Genomic DNA, 20,487 nt, shown 5'->3' with positions numbered 1-20,487 from the left:
CGTCTCCTGTGTCCTGTCCGTTGCGGTACGGCCGGCGGGGCCGCGCTTGCGCGCGCGTCCCGCCTCCATGCCGCGCCGGCCGGCGTGGCACCAGCCGGATATCCCATTATTATTCGCGATCCCGATGAGCGGAACCGCCGGTCTTTCATTTTTTGGGGGTTGTTACAGACCGGATACATTCCGCAGAGCGGGCCCGGCCGCCTCGCATCGAGCCCGTTCGGGGCCGATCCGATGCCTTCGCGCGCCGATCGCGACCCAACGCACGCCATCAGGCCGTCAGCGCGACGGCCACTTCCACGCCGGCAGGTCGCGCGAGTCGGCATCGACGAGCGCGGTCGCGCCGAGCTGCTTGTCGAGCACCAGCGATTCGCAGCCGGCCTCGCGCTCGAGCGTCGCGATGAGCCGCGCCGCGTGCGACACGACCAGCACCTGCGAATGCCGGGCGGCCTGCGCGATCAGGCGGCCGAGCGCCGGCAGCAGATCGGGATGCAGGCTCGTCTCGGGTTCGTTCAGCACCATCAGCGCCGGCGGCCTCGGCGTCAGCAGCGCGGCCGCGAGCAGCAGGTAGCGCAGCGTGCCGTCGGACAGCTCGGCCGCCGCCAGCGACCGCAGCAGCCCCGGCTGGCGCATCAGCACGTCGAAGCGGCCACGGCCGCCCGGATTGTCGATCTCGACCGACGCGCCGGGAAACGCGTCGTCGATCGCCGCGTCGAGCGCCGCCGCGTCGCCGATTTCGCGGATCGTCTGCAGCGCGGCGGCCAGGTCGGCCCCGTCGTCCGCGAGCACCGGCGTATGGGTGCCGATGTGCGACTGGCGCGCCGGCGCCCGCGCATCGGTCCGGAAATGGTCGTAGAAGCGCCACGAGCGAATCCGCTCGCGCACCGCGATCATCTCGGGCGCGCCGGTCGGATCGGCGAACTCGGTCATCATGCTGTCGAAGCTCGCGACCGGTTGCGGAATCGTCCGCCAGTCGCCCGACGCGGTACGCACGCGAATCTGCGCGCCCTGCCGGTCGACCAGCAGCGTGGACGGGCGCGGCAACGCGCCGCCCCAGATGCATTCGCGCTTGATCACCGGATCGAGCGCGAACTGCGAGCTGCTCGGCAGCGGCAGGCCGAGATCGATCGAATAGCCGAAATCGTCGCACGCAAAGCCGAGCTTCAGGCTCACCGGCCCGTTGCGCACGGTGCCCGTCACCGGCACCTCGCCGGCCAGCATCGCGCGCGAGAAGCGCTCGGGCCCGGCCCACAACGTCGACGGCAAGCCGCCCTCGCGCGCGAGCGACGGGATCACGCGGCCCTGCGCGGTGTCGGCGAGCAGCCGCAGCGCGCGGTACACGCTCGACTTGCCGCTGCCGTTCGGCCCCGTGACGACGTTGAGCGCCGCGAGCGGCACGATGAGCTCGCGCAGCGAGCGGTAATTGGCGATGGCGAGCGTCTTCAGCGCGGTCATGGGAATGGGCGATGGGGCATGGCAGGCCGACGCCGGGCCGCGTTCAGCGACCGTCGACGGCCTGCGGGTCGGCCGCGGTGTTGGCCGCCGTGCTGGCGGCAGGCGAGCGCGCGTGCGGCCGTTCGGGATTCGGCGCATCGGGCGCGGATTCGTGCGGATACAGCTCCATCCGGCTGCGCGGCAGGCATTGCGGATAGCGGTTCTGCAGATAAGCGATCAGCCCTTCGCGCACGCGGCAGCGCAGATCCCAGCACGACGACGAGTCGGCCGCGCTGACGAGCGCACGCAGTTGCATCGTGCGCTCCGTCGCGTCGGTCACCTGCAGCACCTGCACGCGGCCGTCCCATTCCGGCGCGGCGTGGACGAGCCGTGCGAGTTCCTCGCGCAGCGGCGCGAGCGGCGTGCGGTAATCGACCGACAGGTAAACGGTACCGATGATCTCCGCGCTACTGCGCGTCCAGTTCGTGAACGGGTTCTCGATGATCCACTGCAGCGGCACGACGAGACGCCGCTGGTCCCACAGCCGCACCGACACGAACGAGCCGGTGATTTCCTCGATGCGCCCCCACTCGCCCTGGATCACGACCACGTCGTCGAGCCGGATCGGCTGCGTGAGCGCGATCTGCAACCCGGCAATCAGGTTGCCGAGCACCGGCCGCGCGGCGATACCGGCGACCAGCCCTGCCACACCGGCCGACGCCAGCAGGCTCGCGCCGATCTGGCGCACGTTCGGGAACGTCATCAGCGCGGCGCCGGTGCCGATGATCACGATCAGCACCATCACGGTCCGCACGAGCACCTTGGCCTGCGTATGGACGCGCCGCGCCTGGAGGTTGTCGGCCGTATCGATCGGATGGGCCTGGATGATCGCGTCGCCGACGCCGGCCGCGAGCCGCACCAGCAGCCACGTGAGCGACACGATGGAGCCGACGGCGGCTGCGGTGCGCATGCCGCGCACGAACGACATGCCGTCGTCCGCCTGGAGCCACAGGAATTCGAGCGCCAGCAGCGCCAGCACGACGAGCGACGGCTTGTCGATGTAGCGCAGGATCGCGCTCATCAGCGGATACGGCTGCGCGACGCGTTTGACGATGCGTGCGCCGAGGCGGTGCACGACCGTGACGACCAGTATGACGATGACCGACACGCCCAGCGTGCCGAGCCACGAATGCAACGGCGCATCGGCGATGCGCTGCAGTTCCTCGATTGAAATCATCGGCGCCCTCGAGTGATGAAGCGCACAGGCTTCGTCCTGGATGCGTCGGCGACGTCCGGGCCACGCACGCGCCCGGACACGGCGTCAGATCAGCTGCCGCTCCTGCAGGGAAACGCCTTGCCGAGACCGAGCGACACCGCGGTGCTCGCGTTGTAGTCGGCCAGCTTCGGATTTTCCGCGATGTACTTGCGCACCGCGTCCGTCATCTGTTGCGCCCGGATGTCGGGCGGCAGGCAGAAGTACTGACCGACGCGCGGCCCCGTGGTGCCGCCGATCGCATCGATCGTGTTGTAGACGCCGTCGGCGGCGCCTTCGATATAGGCCGCGCACGACGCCCGCGACTTGACGTCCGTCTTCGCGCACAGCCGGTCGAGATCCGCGCCCGTGAAAGCCGCCGCCGACAACGGCACGGCAAACGCCGCGGCACAAAACATTGCGCGCAACATGGTGTTCCTTATGTCAATGCGGCGGGGGACCGCCTGCTGCGTTGGCCGGTGCGGCGCCGGATGCCCTGTTCCGGCCGGAAGGCGGCCGGGCGGACAGGCGCCGCCGCACCAAAAACCGTTATTTTGCACTCTTTTGAGCATCTGCCGGCGTCGCCGCACCGATACGCGTCGTCCGCTTGCTCAGGATCTCGATCGCGTCCGGCGCGTTGTAGTGCTTCGCGAACTCGAGCGCGGTGATGCCGAGCTGGTTCTTCACCTGCGGATCGGCGCCCTGGTCGAGCAGCAGCGTGACCGTCGACGCATGGTTGCCGCGCGCGGCCATCATCAGCGGCGTCGTGCCGTTCGGCGACGCGGTGTCGATGTACGCGTCGTGGTCGAGCAGCACCTTGACGACCGCGTCGTGGCCGTTGGTCGCCGCGTAGTGCAGCGGCGCCCAGCCCTTCTTGCTGACTTCCGCGCCCTTGTCGATCAGCAGCTTGACGAGGTCGAGGTCGCCGTTCAGCGACGCGAGCATCAGCGCGTTTTCGCCGGCCTTGTCTTCCTTCTCGAGATCGACGTTCGGCGTCGTGGCGATCGCCGCCGCGACCTTGTCGGATTTCTCGCGTGCGGCGATCACGAGGATCGGGTCGCCGTTCGGCGCGAGCGTGTTCGGATCGAGCTTGCCGCTCTTGAGCTGCTTGCCGATATCGGCGATGTCGTCGAACTTGACGGCCTTGACGATCGCGTCGAGCGACTCGGCATGCGCGCCGGCGGCGGCGAACAGCCCGCTCGCGACGAATGCGGCCGCAACGAGTGCGCGTTTGGGCAGGTGGTTGGTCGGCTTCGTCATTGTTGTGGGCTCCTTCCCTGGGTTGTCGGCTGCGCGCCCGTCGTTAGCGGGCGATCTTGAACAGCCGGAAAAAGTTCTGCGTCGTCGCATCGGCGAGCACCTCGACGGCGATCCCGCGTTCGGATGCGATAAAGCGTCCGACATGGCTGACGTACGCAGGTTCATTCGGCTTGCCGCGATACGGCACCGGCGCGAGGTACGGCGAGTCGGTCTCGATCAGCAGCCGGTCGAGCGGCACGCGCCGCGCGACGTCCTGCACGTCGGTCGCGCTCTTGAACGTGACGATACCCGACAGCGAGATATGGAAGTTCTGCGCGAGCGCCTGCTCGGCGACCGGCCACGGCTCGGTGAAGCAGTGCATCACGCCGCCCGGCACGTCCGCGCGTTCCTCGGCCATGATTCGCAGCGTGTCTTCCGACGACGCGCGCGTGTGGACGATCAGCGGCTTCATCGTCGCGGTCGCCGCGCGGATGTGCGTGCGAAAGCGCTCGCGCTGCCATTCCATGTCGGCGATCGAGCGGCCTTCGAGGCGGTAGTAGTCGAGGCCGGTCTCGCCGATCGCGACGACCTTCGGGTGCGCGGCCAGCTCGACGAGCTCCGCGAGCGTCGGCTCGCGCGCATCCTCGTGATCGGGATGCACGCCGACCGATGCGTACACGTTGTCGTGCGCTTCGGCGATCGCGAGCACGTCGGGCAGCGTCTCGAAATCGACCGACACGCACAGCGCGTGCGTGACGTCGTGCTCGCGCATGTTCTCGAGAACGGCCGGCAGACGATCGGCCAGGCCCTTGAAATTGATGTGGCAGTGAGAGTCGACGAACATCGTGTTTCCTGAATACGTGAGACGAGCGCTCATGCGCCCGCCGGCATGCGGCACCGGGCGACGTGGGCGGACCGGCCGGCCACGCTCGCGCCCGCGCGTGACCCGTTCATCGTTTCGCAACCCATCGGAAACAATGTCGGATCAAGCGAACATTTCCCGATATCCGAGAAACAATTCCTCGAATACGAGCCGTGCGTTGAGCGGATGGTTCTCGACCGTCCGCTGCCGCGTCACGGCTTTCATGAAGCGCGCGAATGCGTTCGCGTCGACCGCTTCCGCGCAGCGCGCCAGGGCCGCCGCATGCATCGGGAAGTAGCGCGGCGCACCGGCCATCCGCTGGGCGAGCAGATCGTACAGCCAGCGCTGCAGCCAGCCGAGCACCAGCGGCACCGGCAGCTTCTGCAGCGTCTCGCCGCACGCGAACGGATCGCAGGCCGCACCGGCGGCCAGTTGCCCGAGCGTGTAGTCGCGCAGCGGACGGTTCTCGTCGCTCGCGAGCGCCAGCGCGGCGAGCGGCGCGCCGCCGGCTTCGGCGAGCAGCGCGCTGGCGTGGTCGACACCCTGCGCCGCGAGCCACGCGGCGGCGGCCTCCGGCGCCGGCACGGTCATCGGCCACTGGCGGCAGCGGCTGATGATCGTCGGCAACAAGCGATCGATGCGCGCCGACACGAGCAGGAACACGACGCCGGGCGGCGGTTCCTCCAGCGTTTTCAGCAGCGCGTTCGACGCGGCGACATTGAGCGCCTCGGCCGGATACAGCACGACGACGCGTGCGCCGCCGCGGTGCGAACCCACCCCGCAGAAGTCGAGCAGCGCGCGCACCTGCTCGATCTTGATTTCCTTGCTCGGCGCCCGCGTCTTCTTGCCGCCTTCGTCCGCGTCGGCCGGCTTCGCGTCGTCCGCCGCACCCGGCGCCTCGCCCGCCAGCGCCTCGGGCAGCACGATCCGGTAGTCCGGATGGTTGCCCTGCGAGAACCAGTTGCAGGCCGCGCAGGCGCCGCACGGCTCGCCGTTCGGCTGCGGCGATTCGCACAGGAAACCCTGCGCGAGATGCTGCGCGAACTGCAGCTTGCCGATCCCGGCCTGACCGTGCAGCAGCAGCGCATGCGGCCATTGCGCGCGCAGTTGCTGCAGGCGGTTCCAGTCGTCGGTTTGCCACGGATAGATCATGGGGGCGTTCCTTGCGGGTTACAGCGCGGCGAGCACGCGTTCGAGCTGCTGGCGGATCTCGGGAATCGATCGCGTCGCGTCGACGACCGCGAAGCGATGCGGCGCCTCTTCCGCGCGCCGCAGGTATTCGGCGCGTGTGCGGGTAAAGAACGCGTCGGACTCGCTTTCGAACTTGTCCGGCATACGCGCGGCGCCGCGACGCTCGCTCGCGACCTGCGGCGCGACGTCGAACAGCACCGTGAGGTCGGGCTGGAAACCGCCCTGCACCCAGCGCTCGAGCGTCTCGAGCTTGTCGCGCGGCAGCCCGCGGCCGCCACCCTGGTACGCGAAGGTCGCGTCGGTGAAGCGATCCGACACGACCCAGTCGCCGCGCGCGAGCGCCGGCTCGATCACGAGCGCGAGGTGCTCGCGACGCGCGGCGAACATCAGCAGCGCTTCCGTCTCGAGATCCATCGGCTGGTTTAGCAGGATCTCGCGCAGTTTCTCGCCGAGCTGCGTGCCGCCCGGCTCGCGGGTGACGACGACCTGCCGGCCGGCTGCGGCCAGCCGGTCCTGGAGGCGTTCGCAGAACCATGACAGGTGGGTGGTCTTCCCCGCCCCGTCGATGCCTTCGAACGTGATGAATTTACCGCTCGCCATTATTGACCTCGTATGTACTTGTCCACGGCCTTGTTGTGGTCGCCGAGCGTGTCCGAGAACACGCTCGTGCCGTCGCCCTTCGCGACGAAATAGAGCGCGCTCGTCGGGGCCGGATTGATCGCCGCCTGCAGCGCGGCAACACCCGGCAACGCGATCGGCGTGGGCGGCAGCCCGCGTCGGGTGTAGGTATTGTAAGGAGTGTCGGCCTGCAGGTCGCGCTTGCGCAGACGGCCGTCGTACGCGTCGCCGAGCCCGTAGATCACCGACGGATCGGTCTGCAGCGGCATGCCGATGCGCAGCCGGTTCGCGAACACGGCCGCGACGAACGCGCGGTCGGCCGCATGGCCGGTTTCCTTCTCGACGATCGACGCGATCGTCAGCATTTCGTAAGGCGTCTTGTACGGCAGCCCCGGCGTGCGCGCGGCCCATGCCTCGTCGACGCGCGTCTGCATCAGGCGGTATGCGCGCCGGTAGATGTTCAGGTCGCTCGTGCCCTTGTCGAACAGGTAGGTATCGGGAAAGAACAGCCCCTCGCCGCTACCGCGCTGCACCGCGCTGTCCGATGCGCCGATCGCGCGCAACAGCTCGGCGTCGCTCATGCCGGCCGTCGCATGCGCCAGATCGGGGTTCGCGTCGAGCTCCGCGCGCATCCGCTTGAAGGTCCAGCCCTCGATGACCGTCGCGACGTACTCGTTCACGTCGCCGCGCGCGATCTTCTGCAGCACGTCGTACGGCGTGATGCCGGTCTTGAATTCGTAGTTGCCCGATTTGAGCCGGCTCGACAGCCCGAGCACGCGCGTCATCGCGACGAAGGCGAACGGCTCGACCGGCACGCCGCCGCGCTTGAGCTGCGACGCGACGCTCTTCACGCTGCTGCGCGGCTTGATCGTGACGTCGAGCGATGCCGAACCCAGCGACAGCGGCCGGGTCGCCCAGTAATACCCGCCGCCCGCGCCGGCAGCGGCCACAACGACGGCCAGCGCCACGATCGTCGCGGCGCATTTCTTCAGTAGGGACATGGAAACGTGACTCAGGTAAGACCCATATAATACTTGCTCGCCTCCGTCAAAGTCAGGGTTGACTGTTCCCTCATTCCATGAGCACACCGTTCGCTTCACCGGCTGCCCAGGCCGCATCTGCCTCGCTCCCCGTTTTCCCCCGCCCGTCCGCCGCCGATTTCGACGCGCCGGGCGCCTGCATGCCGCTGCCGCAGTTCGGCGTGATCGACGTGGCCGGCGACGACGCCGCGACGTTCCTGCACAGCCAGCTCACCAACGACATCGAGCATCTCGATGCCGGCAGCGCGCGGCTGTCCGGGTACTGCTCGCCGAAGGGCCGCCTGCTCGCGTCGTTCCTCGCGTGGCGGGCCGGCCACGGCGTGCGCCTGCTCGTGTCGAAGGACGTGCAACCGGCCGTGCAGAAGCGGCTGTCGATGTTCGTGCTGCGTGCGAAGGCGAAGCTGACGGACGCGAGCGACACGCTCGCGGTGGCCGGCTTCGTCGGCGACGTGCGTGCCGCGCTGTCGGGCATCTTCGATGCGCTGCCCGACGGCGTGCACGTGAAGGTCGACGGCCCGGCCGGCGCGCTGATCCGCGTGCCCGATGCAGCCGGCCGCAAGCGCTATCTGTGGATCGGCCCGCGCGCCGAAGTCGACGCGCGCGTCGCCGCGCTGGCCGGCACGCTGCCCGTCGTGTCGCCCGCCGTGTGGGACTGGCTCGACGTTCGCGCGGGCGAGCCGCGCATCACGCAGCCGGCTGTCGAGCAGTTCGTCCCGCAGATGGTCAACTTCGACGTGATCGGTGCCGTTAACTTCAGGAAAGGGTGCTACCCGGGCCAGGAAGTGGTGGCGCGCAGCCAGTACCGCGGCACGATCAAGCGCCGCACCGCGCTCGCGCACGTCGCCGGCGAGACCGATACCGTGCATGCCGGCGTCGAGCTGTTCCACAGCGACGACCCGGGCCAGCCGTGCGGGATGATCGTCAATGCGGCGGCCGCGCCGGCGGGCGGCGTCGACGCGCTGGTCGAGATCAAGCTCGCCGCACTCGACAGCGGCACGGTGCACCTCGGTTCGGCCGGCGGCCCGGCGCTCGCGTTCGATGCGCTGCCGTACGCGTGGCCGACCGAAGCGTGATGCACTGACAACCCGTTCGCGGGCCGGCTCGCGAGTCGCAGCCGGCGCACGACGTTTCCTGCGAGAGATTCGCCCGATGTGCCTGATTGCCTTCGACTGGCAGCCTGATGCCGCCGCCGGTCCCGTCTTTACCCTCGCCGCCAATCGCGACGAATTCTTTCGCCGGACCAGCGCGCCGCTCTCGTGGTGGGAGGACGTGCCGGGCGTACTGGCCGGTCGCGATCTCGAAGCGGGCGGCACGTGGCTCGGCGTATCGCGCGACGGCCGCTTCGCCGCGCTGACCAACTACCGTGCGCCGTTCGACATTCGCGCGGGCGCGCCGACCCGCGGCAAGCTGGTATCCGACTTTCTCGGCGGCTCGTCGGTCGCCCCGCTCGACTATCTCGAGCAACTTGCCGAACATGCGGCCGTGTACAACGGCTTCAACCTGCTGGTCGGCGACTGGCGCCGGCGCGAACTCGCATGGTTCTGCAACCGCGCGCCCGAGGGCGAAAGCCGTGTCGCCGCGCCCGTCGCGATCGCGCCGGGCGTGCATGCGCTGTCGAATGCGCGGCTCGACACGCCCTGGCCGAAAGTGGTGCGCAAGCGCGCGGAGCTCGGCACGCTGCTCACCGACAACCCGACCCCGTCGCTCGACGAGCTGATCGCGCTGATGCGCGACCCGCACGTCGCCGCCGACGACGCACTGCCGCACACGGGCATTCCGATCGAGCGCGAGCGCGCGCTGTCGGCCGCGTTCATCGAAACGCCCGAATACGGCACGCGCGGCACCACGGCGCTGCGCGTCACGATGAAGGAAGGCGTGCGGCTGACGGTCGAGGTCAAGGAGCGCAGCGACGACGACGGCTCGCACCGGACCGTCCGCCCGGGCGCGTTCGAGCGCGCGTTCACGTTCGATATCGACACGACGCGGCGCTGAACGCACGCGTTGCGCGCTACGGCGCGCGCGCCATCTCGACGTGCGGCACGCCGGCTTCGACGAACGGCTCGCCGACCGTCGCGAAACCGTGCCGCAGATAGAACGACACCGCCGAATCCTGGGCGTACAGCCGCACGACGGCTTCGCCGCGGCGCCGTGCGGCGTCCAGCAGCGCATTCAGCACGGCCGATCCGACACCCTGCCCGCGCACGTCGGCCAGCACCGCGACGCGGCCGATCGTGCCGGACGGCAGCAACCGCCCCGTCGCGACCGCGCGACGCAGCCCGGTCGCCGCATCGGTCCGGTACGCGACCGCATGCAGCGACAACGGATCGTCGTCGTCGAGTTCCCATTCCGGCGGAATCTGCTGCTCCCGCACGAACACCGCGTCTCGGATTCGCGCAGCGTCGCCGCCCAGCACCGTCCAGTCGCCCGTTTCCACCACGCCCGCGCCGTTCGTCATCGCAGCTCTCCCGCGGCCTGCACGCCGTCGCGCGCTCGCCGTCAAACTTCGTCGAATGCAGCCTTCAGCGCCGCGACCGCATCGGCATGCGCGGCCCGCACCTCCGGCACGTAGCCGCCCATCTTGAAGAATTCGTGGATCATCCCCGGATAGCGGACCAGCGTGACCGCGTTGCCGGCCGCGCGCAACTTGTCCGCGTACGCGGCGCCCTCGTCGCTCAACGGATCGAATTCAGCCGTCGCGATCCATGCCGGCGCGATACCCGCGAACGACGGCGCATCGCGCGTGCCGTCGAGCGGCGCGAAACGCCAGTCGTCGCGGTCCGCCCGATCGCGCACGTATTGCGTGAAGAACCACTGGATCGTGTCCTGCGTCAGCAGGTAGCCGTTCGCGAGCCGTGCATGCGATTCGGTGTCCTGGTAACCCGTCACGCCCGGATAGATCAGCAGTTGCAGCGCAAGACGAATGCCCGCGTCGCGCGCGAGCACCGCGCAGACCGTCGCGAGCGTCCCGCCCGCACTGTCGCCGCCGACGGCCAGCCGCGCGGCGTCGATGCCGAACGCGGCGGCCTCGCGATGCAGCCACTGCAATGCGTCGTCCGCGTCGTTCACCGCGGTCGGAAACCGGTGTTCGGGCGCGAGCCGGTAGCCGACCGACAGCACCGCGCATTGCGCATCGTGCGCGAACATCCGGCACAGCGCATCGTGCGTGTCGACGCTGCCGACCGTGAAGCCGCCGCCGTGGTAGTACACGAGCGCGGGCAGCGGCTCCGCGAGGCTCGGCTCGACCGGCAGATACAGCCGCGCACCGATCGTGCGGCCGTCCCGCGTCGGCACGACGCATGCCTCCACCGAATGCATCGGCGCCGGCGCGACGTCGAGGATCGGCGCGCTCTTCTCGTACGCGGCGCGCGCCTGCTGCGGCGTCTGGTGGTGATACGACGGACGTTTCGCGCGCTCGATCATGTCGAGCACCTGGGCGATCTTGGGATTCAGCGGCATCGGTGTGGACGGCGCCCGCGTGGCGCCGTGAACGGACAAGCGTGACATGATGCCACGCGCGCGCCCGGCGAGCGCGGCACGCGGTGCGCCGGCCCGCCCGTGCGCCAAAACGAGACGGCCCTGCGTCATCGAAGGGACAGGGCCGTGCGTGATGGATGCTTACGCGTCGCTCGGGCCGGGCTGGGCGTCCGGCGCGGTGCGCGAACGTTGCCGCTTGATGTCGCGGCCGACCGCGAGCCGCCGCATGTACTTGAACGTACCGAGCGCCTTCGCGACGAAATTGCCGTCGCTGTCGCGCACTTCGCCTTCGCAGTAGGCCATCGTCGTCGAGCGGTGCATCACGCGCCCGTAAGCGCGCAATTCGCCGCGGCCCGGCTGCATGAAGTTCACCTTCATCTCGACCGTGACGACGCCGACGCCGTCGTCGGTCAGGCTGCGCGCCGCCATCGCGAGCGCGATATCGGCGAGCGTCATCGTCACGCCGCCGTGCGCGATGCTCCACGTGTTCATGTGGCGCTCCTCGAGCGGCAGCACGATCTCGCTCGCGCCGTCCTTCGCGGACACGAGCTGCACGCCGAGCAGATCGACGAACGGGCTTTCGATCGACGGGCCTTCCGTCGGGGTTGCCGCGTCGCTCATCGTGCGTTGTCGACGATGTAGTCGACGCACTCGCGCGATTCGGCCACCGCGACGACGAATTTCTTCACTTCCTGGTGAACCGGATGCACCTGGTACGCGTCGAGCGCGGCCTTGTCGGCGAAATCGGAGACGAGCACGATATCGGCGGTCGCGTCGAGGCCCGGCGTCGCCACGCCGACGTCGATCTGCAGGGTGCCCGGCACGAGGTCGCGGCAGCCTTCGAGCTTCTCCTTCAGCTTCAGCGCGTTCTGCGCACGCGTCGCGCCTTCCGCCGATTCCTTCAACTTCCACATGACGATATGTCTGATCACTTCGTTCGCTCCTGTTCGTGTTGGTTCGGTGGTTTGCCTGAAACCGTTGCCGGTTGGGCGCGTTCCGCCCTTTCACCGTTCGCTCGCATTCGCTCGAAATCGCGTTCGGCCGAGAAAAACGGGTATCGCCTGCAATCTTCAAGGGCGGCACCCGCATCTCATCGTGCCACTTGCCGACGTCGAGATCGGACGAGCAAGCCCAGGCGACAAGCCTACCAAACTTACCGGCACCGATGGCGCCGTATCTCGGGGTTCGCCCATCCGGCACCAAACTCCGGCGCCACCGATACATAGTTGACGGAAAGGAGAGTTTATTCGCGATTGGGAAATGTCCGCCGCTGGTCTTCAAGACGGCTGGTCGATACGGACCCCGCGTCCTTCTCGCGCCATTCGGAACCGGCCGATAACCCGCAAACGACAATACCGATAGCGCCCCTCTCGTACAGGGACGAGCATGCGGGCAACATCAGCAAGCCACCGAGGTGATGGCTCGACGTTCGGATCAGATGGGTCAATGGCGATCTCGACAATGACAACGCCTGGAGGAGGAAATGCGCTTCAATTCGACCCGATTCCGGATCGATCCGATACCACGCGGGGCCGATCGGACGTACGTCGCATACGGCAGGATCGCCGCGATACACGTGGACGGAGCGAAGCAAGAAGCACACGCCGGCGGCGATTTGGCGGCCTTCGAGCGTCGCGACGATGCAGTTGCGTACGCAACGATCGCCGTAACGCTCAAAGAACCCGCAGCATTGAAACGGCCGATCCCGGACACACACCCTGGTACTGAGGTGACGCGAGCACCGAAGACGGCACGTCCCCTCGTGCAACGCACACGAAACCCAGACGGGCAAAATAGTCCTCTGCGGTCGTTGTGAGCAGCACCAACGACCGCACGTCGAGGGAACGGCATGCATCCACCAGCCGCGACACGATGGCCCGCCCGACGCCGGAACCGCGCATGTTGGCGGAAACCGCAACGGAACGCAGAAGCGCGGCGTCACCGTAATACTCGACACCGCCGCATCCGCATACCGTCGAATGCTCGATCGCAACGACGAAACGTTGCACATGACCTGCGACGCCGGCGACCGGCAGGCCGCCCTGGCGCAGCAATGCTTCAATCGACGGCAAGTCGTCGACAGTGGCGCAACGGATCTCCATCCTGGCTCCTTCCGTCGGCCGCTAGATGCTTCGCTGATTCACACGCCGTGAAAGCGCTTCGGCGCTCTCCTTCCGCTCGCTGTACCGATCGACCAGGTACGGGCTGATATCTCTCGTCAGCAACGTAAATTTCACCAATTCTTCCATCACGTCCACGACACGATCGAAATAAGCGGACGGCTTCATCCGCCCCGCTTCGTCGAATTCCATGAAAGCCTTCGCCACCGACGACTGGTTCGGGATGGTCAGCATGCGCATCCAGCGTCCGAGCACACGCATCTGGTTCACCGCGTTGAACGACTGCGACCCGCCGCTGACCTGCATTACCGCGAGCGTCTTGCCCTGCGTCGGCCGCACGGCGCCGACCGACAGCGGAATCCAGTCGACCTGCGACTTCATGATGCCCGTCATCGCGCCGTGCCGTTCCGGCGAGCACCACACCATCCCTTCCGACCACATCACCAGTTCGCGCAGCTCGACGACCTTCGGATGACTGTCGGGCGCGTCGTCCGGCAGAGGCAGTCCGCTCGGATTGAACACGCGGACTTCGGCGCCCATCGCCGTGAGCAAGCGTGCCGCTTCCTCGACCAGCAGGCGGCTGAACGAGCGCTCGCGGAGCGAGCCATAGAGCAGCAGAATCCGGGGAGGATGCGTCGACGCCGCAGCCGGCCGCAATTGGGCGGCATCCGGCACGCGGAACAGCGCGGTGTCGAGTTGCGGTAGATCGTTCATGTCGTCGGTCATCTGCGGATTCTCCGATGTACTCAGGCCCGATGCTCATACCAGCCCTTCGAACGGTTGACGACACGCACGACCAGCAACATCGCCGGCACCTCGACCAGCACGCCGACGACGGTCGCCAGCGCGGCGCCCGAGTGAAATCCGAACAGGCTGATCGCCGCGGCGACGGCCAGCTCGAAGAAGTTGGATGCACCGATGAGCGCCGACGGACATGCAACGCTGTGCTTTTCGCCGACCGTGCGATTGAGCCAGTAGGCCAGCGCGGAATTGAAGAACACCTGAATCAGGATCGGTACCGCCAACAGCGCGATCACGAGCGGCTGCGCCAGAATCGCCTCGCCTTGAAAGGCGAACAGGAGGACGAGCGTCGCGAGAAGCGCAGCGATCGACCAGGGAGCAATCCTCGCCATCGCGGCATCGAATGCAGCCGCGCCGTTGGCGAGCAGGTGCTTGCGCCACAGCTGCGCGAAGATGACCGGAATGACGATGTACAGCACGACCGATGTGAGCAGCGTCGCCCACGGTACGGTGATCGCCGACATACCGAGCAGCAGCCCGACCATCGGTGCGAACGCGATCACCATGATGCTGTCGTTCAGTGCGACCTGCGACAACGTGAACAGCGGGTCGCCCCCCGTGAGTCGACTCCACACGAACACCATCGCCGTACACGGCGCCGCGGCCAGCAGAATCAAGCCGGCGATGTAGCTGTCGAGCTGGTCCGTCGGCAACATCGGTGCAAACAGGTGGCGAATGAACAGCCAGCCCAGGCATGCCATCGAGAACGGCTTGACGAGCCAGTTCACGACCAGCGTGACGCCGATGCCTTTCACGTGTCGACGTACCTCGTGCAACGCGGCGAAATCGACCTTGACGAGCATCGGAACGATCATCACCCAGATCAGCAACCCGACGGGCAGATTGACCTGCGCGTATTCGATCCGGCCGATCTGCCGGAACAAACCGGGCAGCGCCCGGCCGAGCGCGATACCCGCGACGATACACAGCGCAACCCAGAGCGTGAGGTAGCGTTCGAAGAAATTGATGGCCGGCTTGGTAGCGGCCTTGCGCGGCGGGGCGGTGTTGTACGCGGTCATTGCACGGGATTCGGTCTCGAATGCGTCGCCCGACGCTCACGCCGGCGGGCCATCGTACGGGCGATCAATGTCGCGCGATATCGGTCAACGCGCGTTGAAGCTCGGCATTGCTCATGCGCTCGAGCGGCAACGCCAGCAACTGCAGCATGCGATAGCCGATCGCTTGACGCGTCAGGTCGAACGCAAGTCGCCTGCCTTCGTCACCGCCGGCCGCATTCGACGGATCGGCGTAACCCCAATGGACCTTGACGGGGCTGCCGGGCCAGTACGGACACGTTTCGGCTGCCGCACTATCGCACACCGTGATGACGACACGCATCTCGGGCGCGCCGTCGCCGGCGAATTCGTCCCAGCTTTTGCTGCGGTATCCGTCGACGTCGACGCCGGCGTTCCTCAACGCCTCCAGCGCGAACGGGTTGACGCGACCGCTCGGCGCGCTGCCGGCGCTATACGCCCGGACGTCCTTGCCGAGCGTCGCAGCCCAGAAATTGAGCATGCCCTCCGCCAGCACGCTGCGGGCGGAGTTGTGGGTGCAGAGAATCAGTACGTTCGTGGTCATGGGCGATGCACGCGCATGCGCGTCAGGATTGGCAGCGATCGGGCGTCGGGCACGCCGACACCGGCGAACATGGATTCCCGCCGCAGCAGTTCTCGGTGAGGTAGGCCAGCAAGCCGTTCATCGTCGCGAAATTTCCGCAATAGAACACGAAGCGGCCTTCTTGTCGGCTCGTCACGAGTTGCGCATACGCCAGCTCCTTCAAATGGAAGGACAGCGACGACGGCGGCACGTCCAGCAACGTGGCGATCTGCCCGGCGGACATGCCTTCCGGCCCGGCCTGGACGAGCGCGCGGAACACGGCGAGCCGGGACTCATGCGCGAGCGCTGCAAGTGCAGCGATGATCTGGTTTGCTTCCATATTTCTATAATAGTCGAAATATGGAACTTTGCGTAGCGATTCGCGTGAACCACGGTAGCCGCCATGCCTGCCCGACCTGCCGGTTCCGATGAGCGAACGCACGATTCCGGTCGAACGGCAGGAACGCAAATTGCGCGGCCTCGTGCTCATCGCCCCGGTGCGAGCCGGCTCCTTGCCCAAAAAGGCGATATGAACATGGCGATTCCTTTCCTGCCCGGCATCAATCGCCGGCGCGATACGGTATTGCCGATCAGTTTCGTCATCGGATATCCGGAGTAAATTATCCGCATCCGTTAAATCGCACATTTTACCGGCGAGACGGGTAATAATTGCGGCCAGCTTTTCAATTCAATATTCGAAAACCAAAACATTATTGACTTCGACTTTCCCGTAAATTTAGAATCGCCTACGACGGCTTACGTATCATCTTCTTCGCCGCCCCGGATTCGCCACTCACCCGCGCGAAGGGCTTGTGTATTGCCTTTGTCGCGGAGCATCGACGCGTCGCCCCTGTCGTTTCCAGCTTGCGGCATTTATCGGCCATTCGGCTATTTGCCAACCCATTTTCTTTTCGAAGAATCGCAACATCCCGATTAACTCCCGTCATTCGCCAGAATGAATACAAACCGGGATCAAGCGGACCCGAGATCCGTCGATTAGAACATCCAGATAAAAATCGCCAGTCATCAGGAGGGACATCAACATGCATCGCCTTGCGAAGTCGCTGTGTCTCGGGCTCGTCTGTGCCGGTCTGCTGTCGGCCTGCAACGACGACGACGTCAAATCGAACAGCCCGCCGTCGAACACCGCCGCGCTGTCGTTCCGTATGGATACCGGCGGCCAGATCAATGCGTTCTACCGGCAGGACAAGGTCGCCGCGCACCTGCTCGTGCGCTCGTCGACGAAACCGCGCCTGCTCGTGGTCTTCCCCGCCGGCAACAGCGGCACCGGGCTGTGGTTCGACGACACCGCGCAGCCGGTGAACTGGAGCCTCGACACGCCGCCGTCCGCGTTGTCGGCCCCGGACGCACACGGCCGCCCGCTCTACGGCATCGGCGCCGACGTGTCGGTCGACACCGGTACGCTGACGATCCGCCAGGGCGTGCTGAGCAACGTGCGCTTCCTGCGCGACTTCAACGGCGGCGCCACGATTCCGCAACAGATCCTCACCGCGCCGACGGTTCAGGGCGGCACCGCGCAATGGCAACGCGACCGGATCGACGGCGCGCCCGGCTATGCGCTGCGCATCACGCTGCGCGACGGCGGCAGCATCGCGCCGGCAGCGGGCGGCAAGCTCGTGCTGAGCGCGCCGACGGGCTCGCACACGCTGAAGCTGCACATCGACGCGCTGTCGGGCGAGACGCCGCTGTCGCCGATCACGCACGCCGACCTGTTCGCCCCGTCCGTGAATCCCGATCCGGTCAGCCAGAACGTGCTCGAATTCCTCAGCTTCAACGACAAGCTGCTGGCCGGCTCGTGGCAGTACGACACGTACTTCGGCCGCGACACGCTGATCTCGGTGCGCATGCTGATGCCCGTGCTCGAACCGGCGGCGATCGAGGCCGGGCTGTCGTCGGTGTTGAGCCGCCTGTCGGCCGACGGCAAGGTCGCGCACGAGGAAGGCATCGGCGAGTTCGCGCTGATCGACAACCAGAAGAACGGGCGGCCGAACGATGCGACACCGACCTACGACTACAAGATGATCGACAGCGACTACCTGCTCGCGCCGATCGCGGCCGCGTGGCTGATCGACGATACGCGCGGCCAGGCGCGCGCGGCCGCGTACCTGGCGCAGCGCGGCAGCGACGGGCAGACCAACGGCAGCCGCCTCGTGGTCAATCTGCTGCACGTCGCGACGACCGCGCAGCCGTTCGCGCAGCAGCCGTCGGTCGCGAACCTGATCCATCTGCGGCCAGGCGAAATCGTCGGCAACTGGCGCGACAGCACCGACGGCCTCGGCGGCGGCGTGTACCCGTACGACGTGAACGCGGTGCTCGTGCCGGCCGCGCTGCGCGCGGCGAACGCGTTCCTCGCCCGCGGCCTGCTCGATCCGTACCTCGATGCCGGGCAGCGCGCAACGCTCGCCAACACGGCGAACGAAGCGGCTACCTGGGAAACGCAGGCGCCGCCGCTGTTCCAGGTCAGCGTGCCGGCCGCGCAGGCGGCCACCGACGTGTCGGCCTATGCGCCATCCGCCGGCGTGCCGGCCGGCGCCGCGCCTGCCGCACCGCTGGCCTTCTACGCGCTGTCGCTCGACCAGCAGGGCAACCCGATTCCGGTGATGAATTCCGACGGCGGCTTCGCGCTGCTGTTCGGCACGCCGCCCGACGACCAGCTTCAGCGGATCGTCGCCGACGTCACGCGGCCGTTCCCGAGCGGGCTCGTGACCGATGTCGGGATGCTGATCGCGAACCCCGCGTATGCGAACCCGTCGCTGTGGCCGAAGTTCACGAGCTCCGCGTATCACGGCACGGTGATCTGGTCGTGGCAGCAGGCGATGTGGGTGGCCGGGCTCGATCGCCAGCTTGCGCGCCAGGACCTGTCGGCCGCGACGCGCACGCTGCTCACGCAGGCGCGGCAGACGATCTGGCAGGTGATCTCGAACGGGCGCGACATGCGCACGTCGGAAATGTGGACGTGGTCCTACGTGAACGGCAAGTACCAGACCGACGCATTCGGCACGCGCAGCGCCGACGCGACCGAAGCCAACGCGGCGCAGCTCTGGAGTACGACGTATCTCGCGATCCGCGATCCGCAGCAGCGCGCGGGCAAGTACTGGTGGCAGGCGTCGCAGCCGATACAGGACGGACAGCCGAAGCAGGCGACGGCGGTGGCGTCGCGCTAACGCGTCGCTGCGGGTGTGCCCGGCGTGCCACCCGGCGTGCCCGGCGTGCCCGGCGTGCCGGGTGTGCCGGGTGTGCCGGGTGTGCCGGTGTGCCGGCCGGCACCGGCCCCGGCCTGCAAAAGCCCCGGTGGCGCTCCCGCCGCCGGGGCGTCGGCGAAATACGGATCATCGCGACACCACGCGATTGCGCCCTTCCCGCTTCGCCTGGTACAGCCGCTCGTCGACCACCCGCAGCAGCGCATCGACCGTGCCGCCGTCGATGCCGTATTGCGCGACGCCGACGCTGACCGTCACCTGCACGCGCTTGAAGTCGAGCCCGAACGGCGCACTCGCGATCGACGAACGCATGCGCTCGGCCGTCATCCGCGCGCCTTCGAGCGGCATCTCCGGCAACAGCGCCATGAACTCCTCGCCGCCGACCCGCGCAAGCGCGCCCGCCGGCCGGATCGCCTCGAGGCATTGGCGCACGACGCCGCGCAGCACCTCGTCGCCGATCTGGTGCCCGTATGCATCGTTGATGTTCTTGAAATTGTCGAGATCGAGCGCGAGCAGGCAGAACGGCGTGCCGTCGCGCTCGGCCCGCACGATCTCGCGCTCGACCTGTGCGATGAACTGGCGGCGGTTCGACGCCCCCGTCATCGGGTCGGTCGCGGCCATGTACTCGAGCTTCTGGTTCGTGCGCCGCAGCTCCTGCAGCGCGCTTTCGGTGCGCGCCATCGATTCCGACAGCCGGCTCATCAGATCTTCCTGGCTATAAATCGCCGAGAACGAGCGCGTCGTCTGCAGCGCCTGCACGACGCCGTAGCTGAGCAGGAAGAATCCGCCCGCGAAGATCGCATGCGCGAGCCACCACATGTGATTCCACGGCTTGCCGAGAATGAACGCGAGCGACGACAGCGCGAACGCCATGATCGACACGCCGTAGATCACCATCAGCGGCGAACGGATCCGCCGCGCGAGCAGCACGCACACGTTCAGCAGCGAGAGCACCAGCGCGCCGCCTTCCATCGACAGCCGCGTGCCGAGCGCGCCCGCGATCGGCGAATACGCGATGTACGCGACCGCCACGTTGACGATCACGAAGAACACGATCCACGGCAGCCACGTCCGCACGCTCGTGCGCTTGTCGATCCGGTCGGGCGGACGCGAATACGACAGCAGGCCCGTGAGCAGCAGCGCCGACATCACGAAACGCGACGCGGGCCCGTACAGCAGGAACAGCCAGATGTTGTGGTGCGCCATCCCGGTGAATGCACCGTGCAACGCATAGATCATCGCGAAGCCGAGAAAGCCGAGCGTCAGCCAGCGCAGCAGCGGCTCGCCCGACGACCGGTAGCACACCCACGTCACGTAGGTGACGAACGCACCTTCGATCGTCGCCGCCGCGATCGCGATTTCGTGGAAGGCGTGGCTCTCGAACACGACGCTCCGGTCGCTGAAGAACCACAGATAGGCAATCAGATAGGCAGGCAGCAACGCGAATCCGACCAGCAGGCATTTCGCGTAGAGCCTCGCGGCCGCGCTGACGACGCGCGGCGGTTCCCCGGCTGCATAGGTCGTACTCATTCGGTCCCCGGTCGGTCTGCTGCGTTGATTCGAATCTTCGCGGCGCGGATCGCGCGACGCACGATCCGGCCCATCGTGCCGAAAGGCAAATGTCAGAGCAAGTATAGGTGGG

Annotated in this window: 21 protein-coding genes; 3 read left to right on the top strand and 18 right to left on the bottom strand. The window is 67.4% G+C overall.

Features of this window, described 5'->3' with window-relative positions:
• Positions 1–276 precede the first annotated feature (276 nt).
• The 8 genes from WT24_RS13140 to mltG all read right to left on the bottom strand — a co-directional run bounded on the left by WT24_RS13140 (position 277) and on the right by mltG (position 7,594).
• Positions 277–1,452 carry an AAA family ATPase gene (locus WT24_RS13140; RefSeq protein WP_060033895.1) on the bottom strand — a complete coding sequence of 392 codons (1,176 nt, stop codon included), beginning with the start codon at positions 1,450–1,452 and terminating at the stop codon, positions 277–279.
• A gap of 43 nt (positions 1,453–1,495) precedes the next feature.
• Positions 1,496–2,668: a mechanosensitive ion channel family protein gene (locus tag WT24_RS13135; RefSeq protein WP_059506078.1), complete on the bottom strand. Its 1,173-nt coding sequence runs from the start codon at positions 2,666–2,668 to the stop codon at positions 1,496–1,498.
• A gap of 89 nt (positions 2,669–2,757) precedes the next feature.
• The gene (locus WT24_RS13130) at positions 2,758–3,114 is read right to left on the bottom strand and encodes a Rap1a/Tai family immunity protein (protein ID WP_059506076.1); all 357 of its coding nucleotides are present in this window, start codon (positions 3,112–3,114) and stop codon (positions 2,758–2,760) included.
• Between the two features lie 118 nt (positions 3,115–3,232).
• Entirely contained in the window at positions 3,233–3,943 is a 711-nt protein-coding gene (locus WT24_RS13125; RefSeq protein WP_059506074.1) for an ankyrin repeat domain-containing protein, read from the bottom strand.
• A 43-nt stretch (positions 3,944–3,986) separates the two neighbouring features.
• Positions 3,987–4,766: a TatD family hydrolase gene (locus tag WT24_RS13120; RefSeq protein WP_060033892.1), complete on the bottom strand. Its 780-nt coding sequence runs from the start codon at positions 4,764–4,766 to the stop codon at positions 3,987–3,989.
• Between the two features lie 141 nt (positions 4,767–4,907).
• On the bottom strand, positions 4,908–5,936 hold the full coding sequence (locus WT24_RS13115) for a DNA polymerase III subunit delta' (protein ID WP_059506070.1): 1,029 nt from the start codon (positions 5,934–5,936) through the stop codon (positions 4,908–4,910).
• Positions 5,937–5,954: 18 nt separating this feature from the next.
• On the bottom strand, positions 5,955–6,575 hold the full coding sequence (gene tmk, locus WT24_RS13110; RefSeq protein WP_034207505.1) for a dTMP kinase: 621 nt from the start codon (positions 6,573–6,575) through the stop codon (positions 5,955–5,957).
• Entirely contained in the window at positions 6,575–7,594 is a 1,020-nt protein-coding gene (gene mltG, locus WT24_RS13105; RefSeq protein ID WP_060033889.1) for an endolytic transglycosylase MltG, read from the bottom strand. Before mltG ends, tmk begins: the two co-directional genes overlap by 1 nt.
• A 77-nt stretch (positions 7,595–7,671) precedes the next feature.
• Between mltG and WT24_RS13100 the strand changes: the two genes are divergently transcribed.
• Together WT24_RS13100 and WT24_RS13095 are read left to right on the top strand one after the other, a co-directional pair.
• On the top strand, positions 7,672–8,706 hold the full coding sequence (locus WT24_RS13100; RefSeq protein WP_059790691.1) for a folate-binding protein YgfZ: 1,035 nt from the start codon (positions 7,672–7,674) through the stop codon (positions 8,704–8,706).
• A gap of 76 nt (positions 8,707–8,782) precedes the next feature.
• Positions 8,783–9,625, top strand: a complete 843-nt coding sequence (locus WT24_RS13095; protein ID WP_059790689.1) for an NRDE family protein — start codon at positions 8,783–8,785, stop codon at positions 9,623–9,625.
• A 16-nt stretch (positions 9,626–9,641) separates the two neighbouring features.
• Here WT24_RS13095 and WT24_RS13090 read toward each other — a convergent pair whose 3' ends face one another.
• The 9 genes from WT24_RS13090 to WT24_RS13050 form a co-directional block, all read right to left on the bottom strand.
• Entirely contained in the window at positions 9,642–10,088 is a 447-nt protein-coding gene (locus WT24_RS13090) for a GNAT family N-acetyltransferase (protein ID WP_060033887.1), read from the bottom strand.
• Between the two features lie 41 nt (positions 10,089–10,129).
• Positions 10,130–11,089 (bottom strand): alpha/beta hydrolase, encoded by a 960-nt coding sequence (locus tag WT24_RS13085; RefSeq protein WP_060033884.1) that lies wholly within the window; start codon positions 11,087–11,089, stop codon positions 10,130–10,132.
• Positions 11,090–11,248: 159 nt separating this feature from the next.
• Positions 11,249–11,728, bottom strand: a complete 480-nt coding sequence (locus WT24_RS13080) for a PaaI family thioesterase (protein WP_006483907.1) — start codon at positions 11,726–11,728, stop codon at positions 11,249–11,251.
• The gene (locus WT24_RS13075; protein WP_006483902.1) at positions 11,725–12,039 is read right to left on the bottom strand and encodes a Dabb family protein; all 315 of its coding nucleotides are present in this window, start codon (positions 12,037–12,039) and stop codon (positions 11,725–11,727) included. The genes WT24_RS13080 and WT24_RS13075 overlap by 4 nt, the downstream gene beginning before the upstream one ends.
• Positions 12,040–12,780: 741 nt before the next feature.
• Entirely contained in the window at positions 12,781–13,209 is a 429-nt protein-coding gene (gene arsN2, locus WT24_RS13070; protein ID WP_060033882.1) for an arsenic resistance N-acetyltransferase ArsN2, read from the bottom strand.
• Between the two features lie 21 nt (positions 13,210–13,230).
• Positions 13,231–13,953: an arsenical resistance protein ArsH gene (gene arsH, locus WT24_RS13065; protein WP_060033879.1), complete on the bottom strand. Its 723-nt coding sequence runs from the start codon at positions 13,951–13,953 to the stop codon at positions 13,231–13,233.
• Between the two features lie 20 nt (positions 13,954–13,973).
• A complete protein-coding gene (gene arsB, locus WT24_RS13060) occupies positions 13,974–15,047 on the bottom strand; it encodes an ACR3 family arsenite efflux transporter (RefSeq protein ID WP_060033876.1) in 1,074 nt (357 codons plus the stop codon).
• Positions 15,048–15,111: 64 nt separating this feature from the next.
• Positions 15,112–15,606 (bottom strand): arsenate reductase ArsC, encoded by a 495-nt coding sequence (locus WT24_RS13055; RefSeq protein WP_060033872.1) that lies wholly within the window; start codon positions 15,604–15,606, stop codon positions 15,112–15,114.
• A 22-nt stretch (positions 15,607–15,628) separates the two neighbouring features.
• On the bottom strand, positions 15,629–15,964 hold the full coding sequence (locus tag WT24_RS13050; protein ID WP_059790679.1) for a helix-turn-helix transcriptional regulator: 336 nt from the start codon (positions 15,962–15,964) through the stop codon (positions 15,629–15,631).
• A gap of 703 nt (positions 15,965–16,667) precedes the next feature.
• On the opposite strand from WT24_RS13050, the gene WT24_RS13045 reads away from it, so the two are divergent.
• The gene (locus WT24_RS13045) at positions 16,668–18,809 is read left to right on the top strand and encodes a hypothetical protein (protein ID WP_060033869.1); all 2,142 of its coding nucleotides are present in this window, start codon (positions 16,668–16,670) and stop codon (positions 18,807–18,809) included.
• Between the two features lie 165 nt (positions 18,810–18,974).
• Here the strand turns inward: WT24_RS13045 and WT24_RS13040 are convergent, their stop codons facing one another.
• Positions 18,975–20,375 (bottom strand): sensor domain-containing diguanylate cyclase, encoded by a 1,401-nt coding sequence (locus tag WT24_RS13040; RefSeq protein ID WP_060033866.1) that lies wholly within the window; start codon positions 20,373–20,375, stop codon positions 18,975–18,977.
• Positions 20,376–20,487: the final 112 nt, after the last annotated feature.

This window comes from Burkholderia sp. MSMB1078WGS (assembly GCF_001528895.1).
Classification (GTDB): Bacteria; Pseudomonadota; Gammaproteobacteria; order Burkholderiales; family Burkholderiaceae; genus Burkholderia.
Note: the sequence above shows the minus strand (reverse complement) of the source record. Positions and strands in the feature narration are given on the sequence as shown.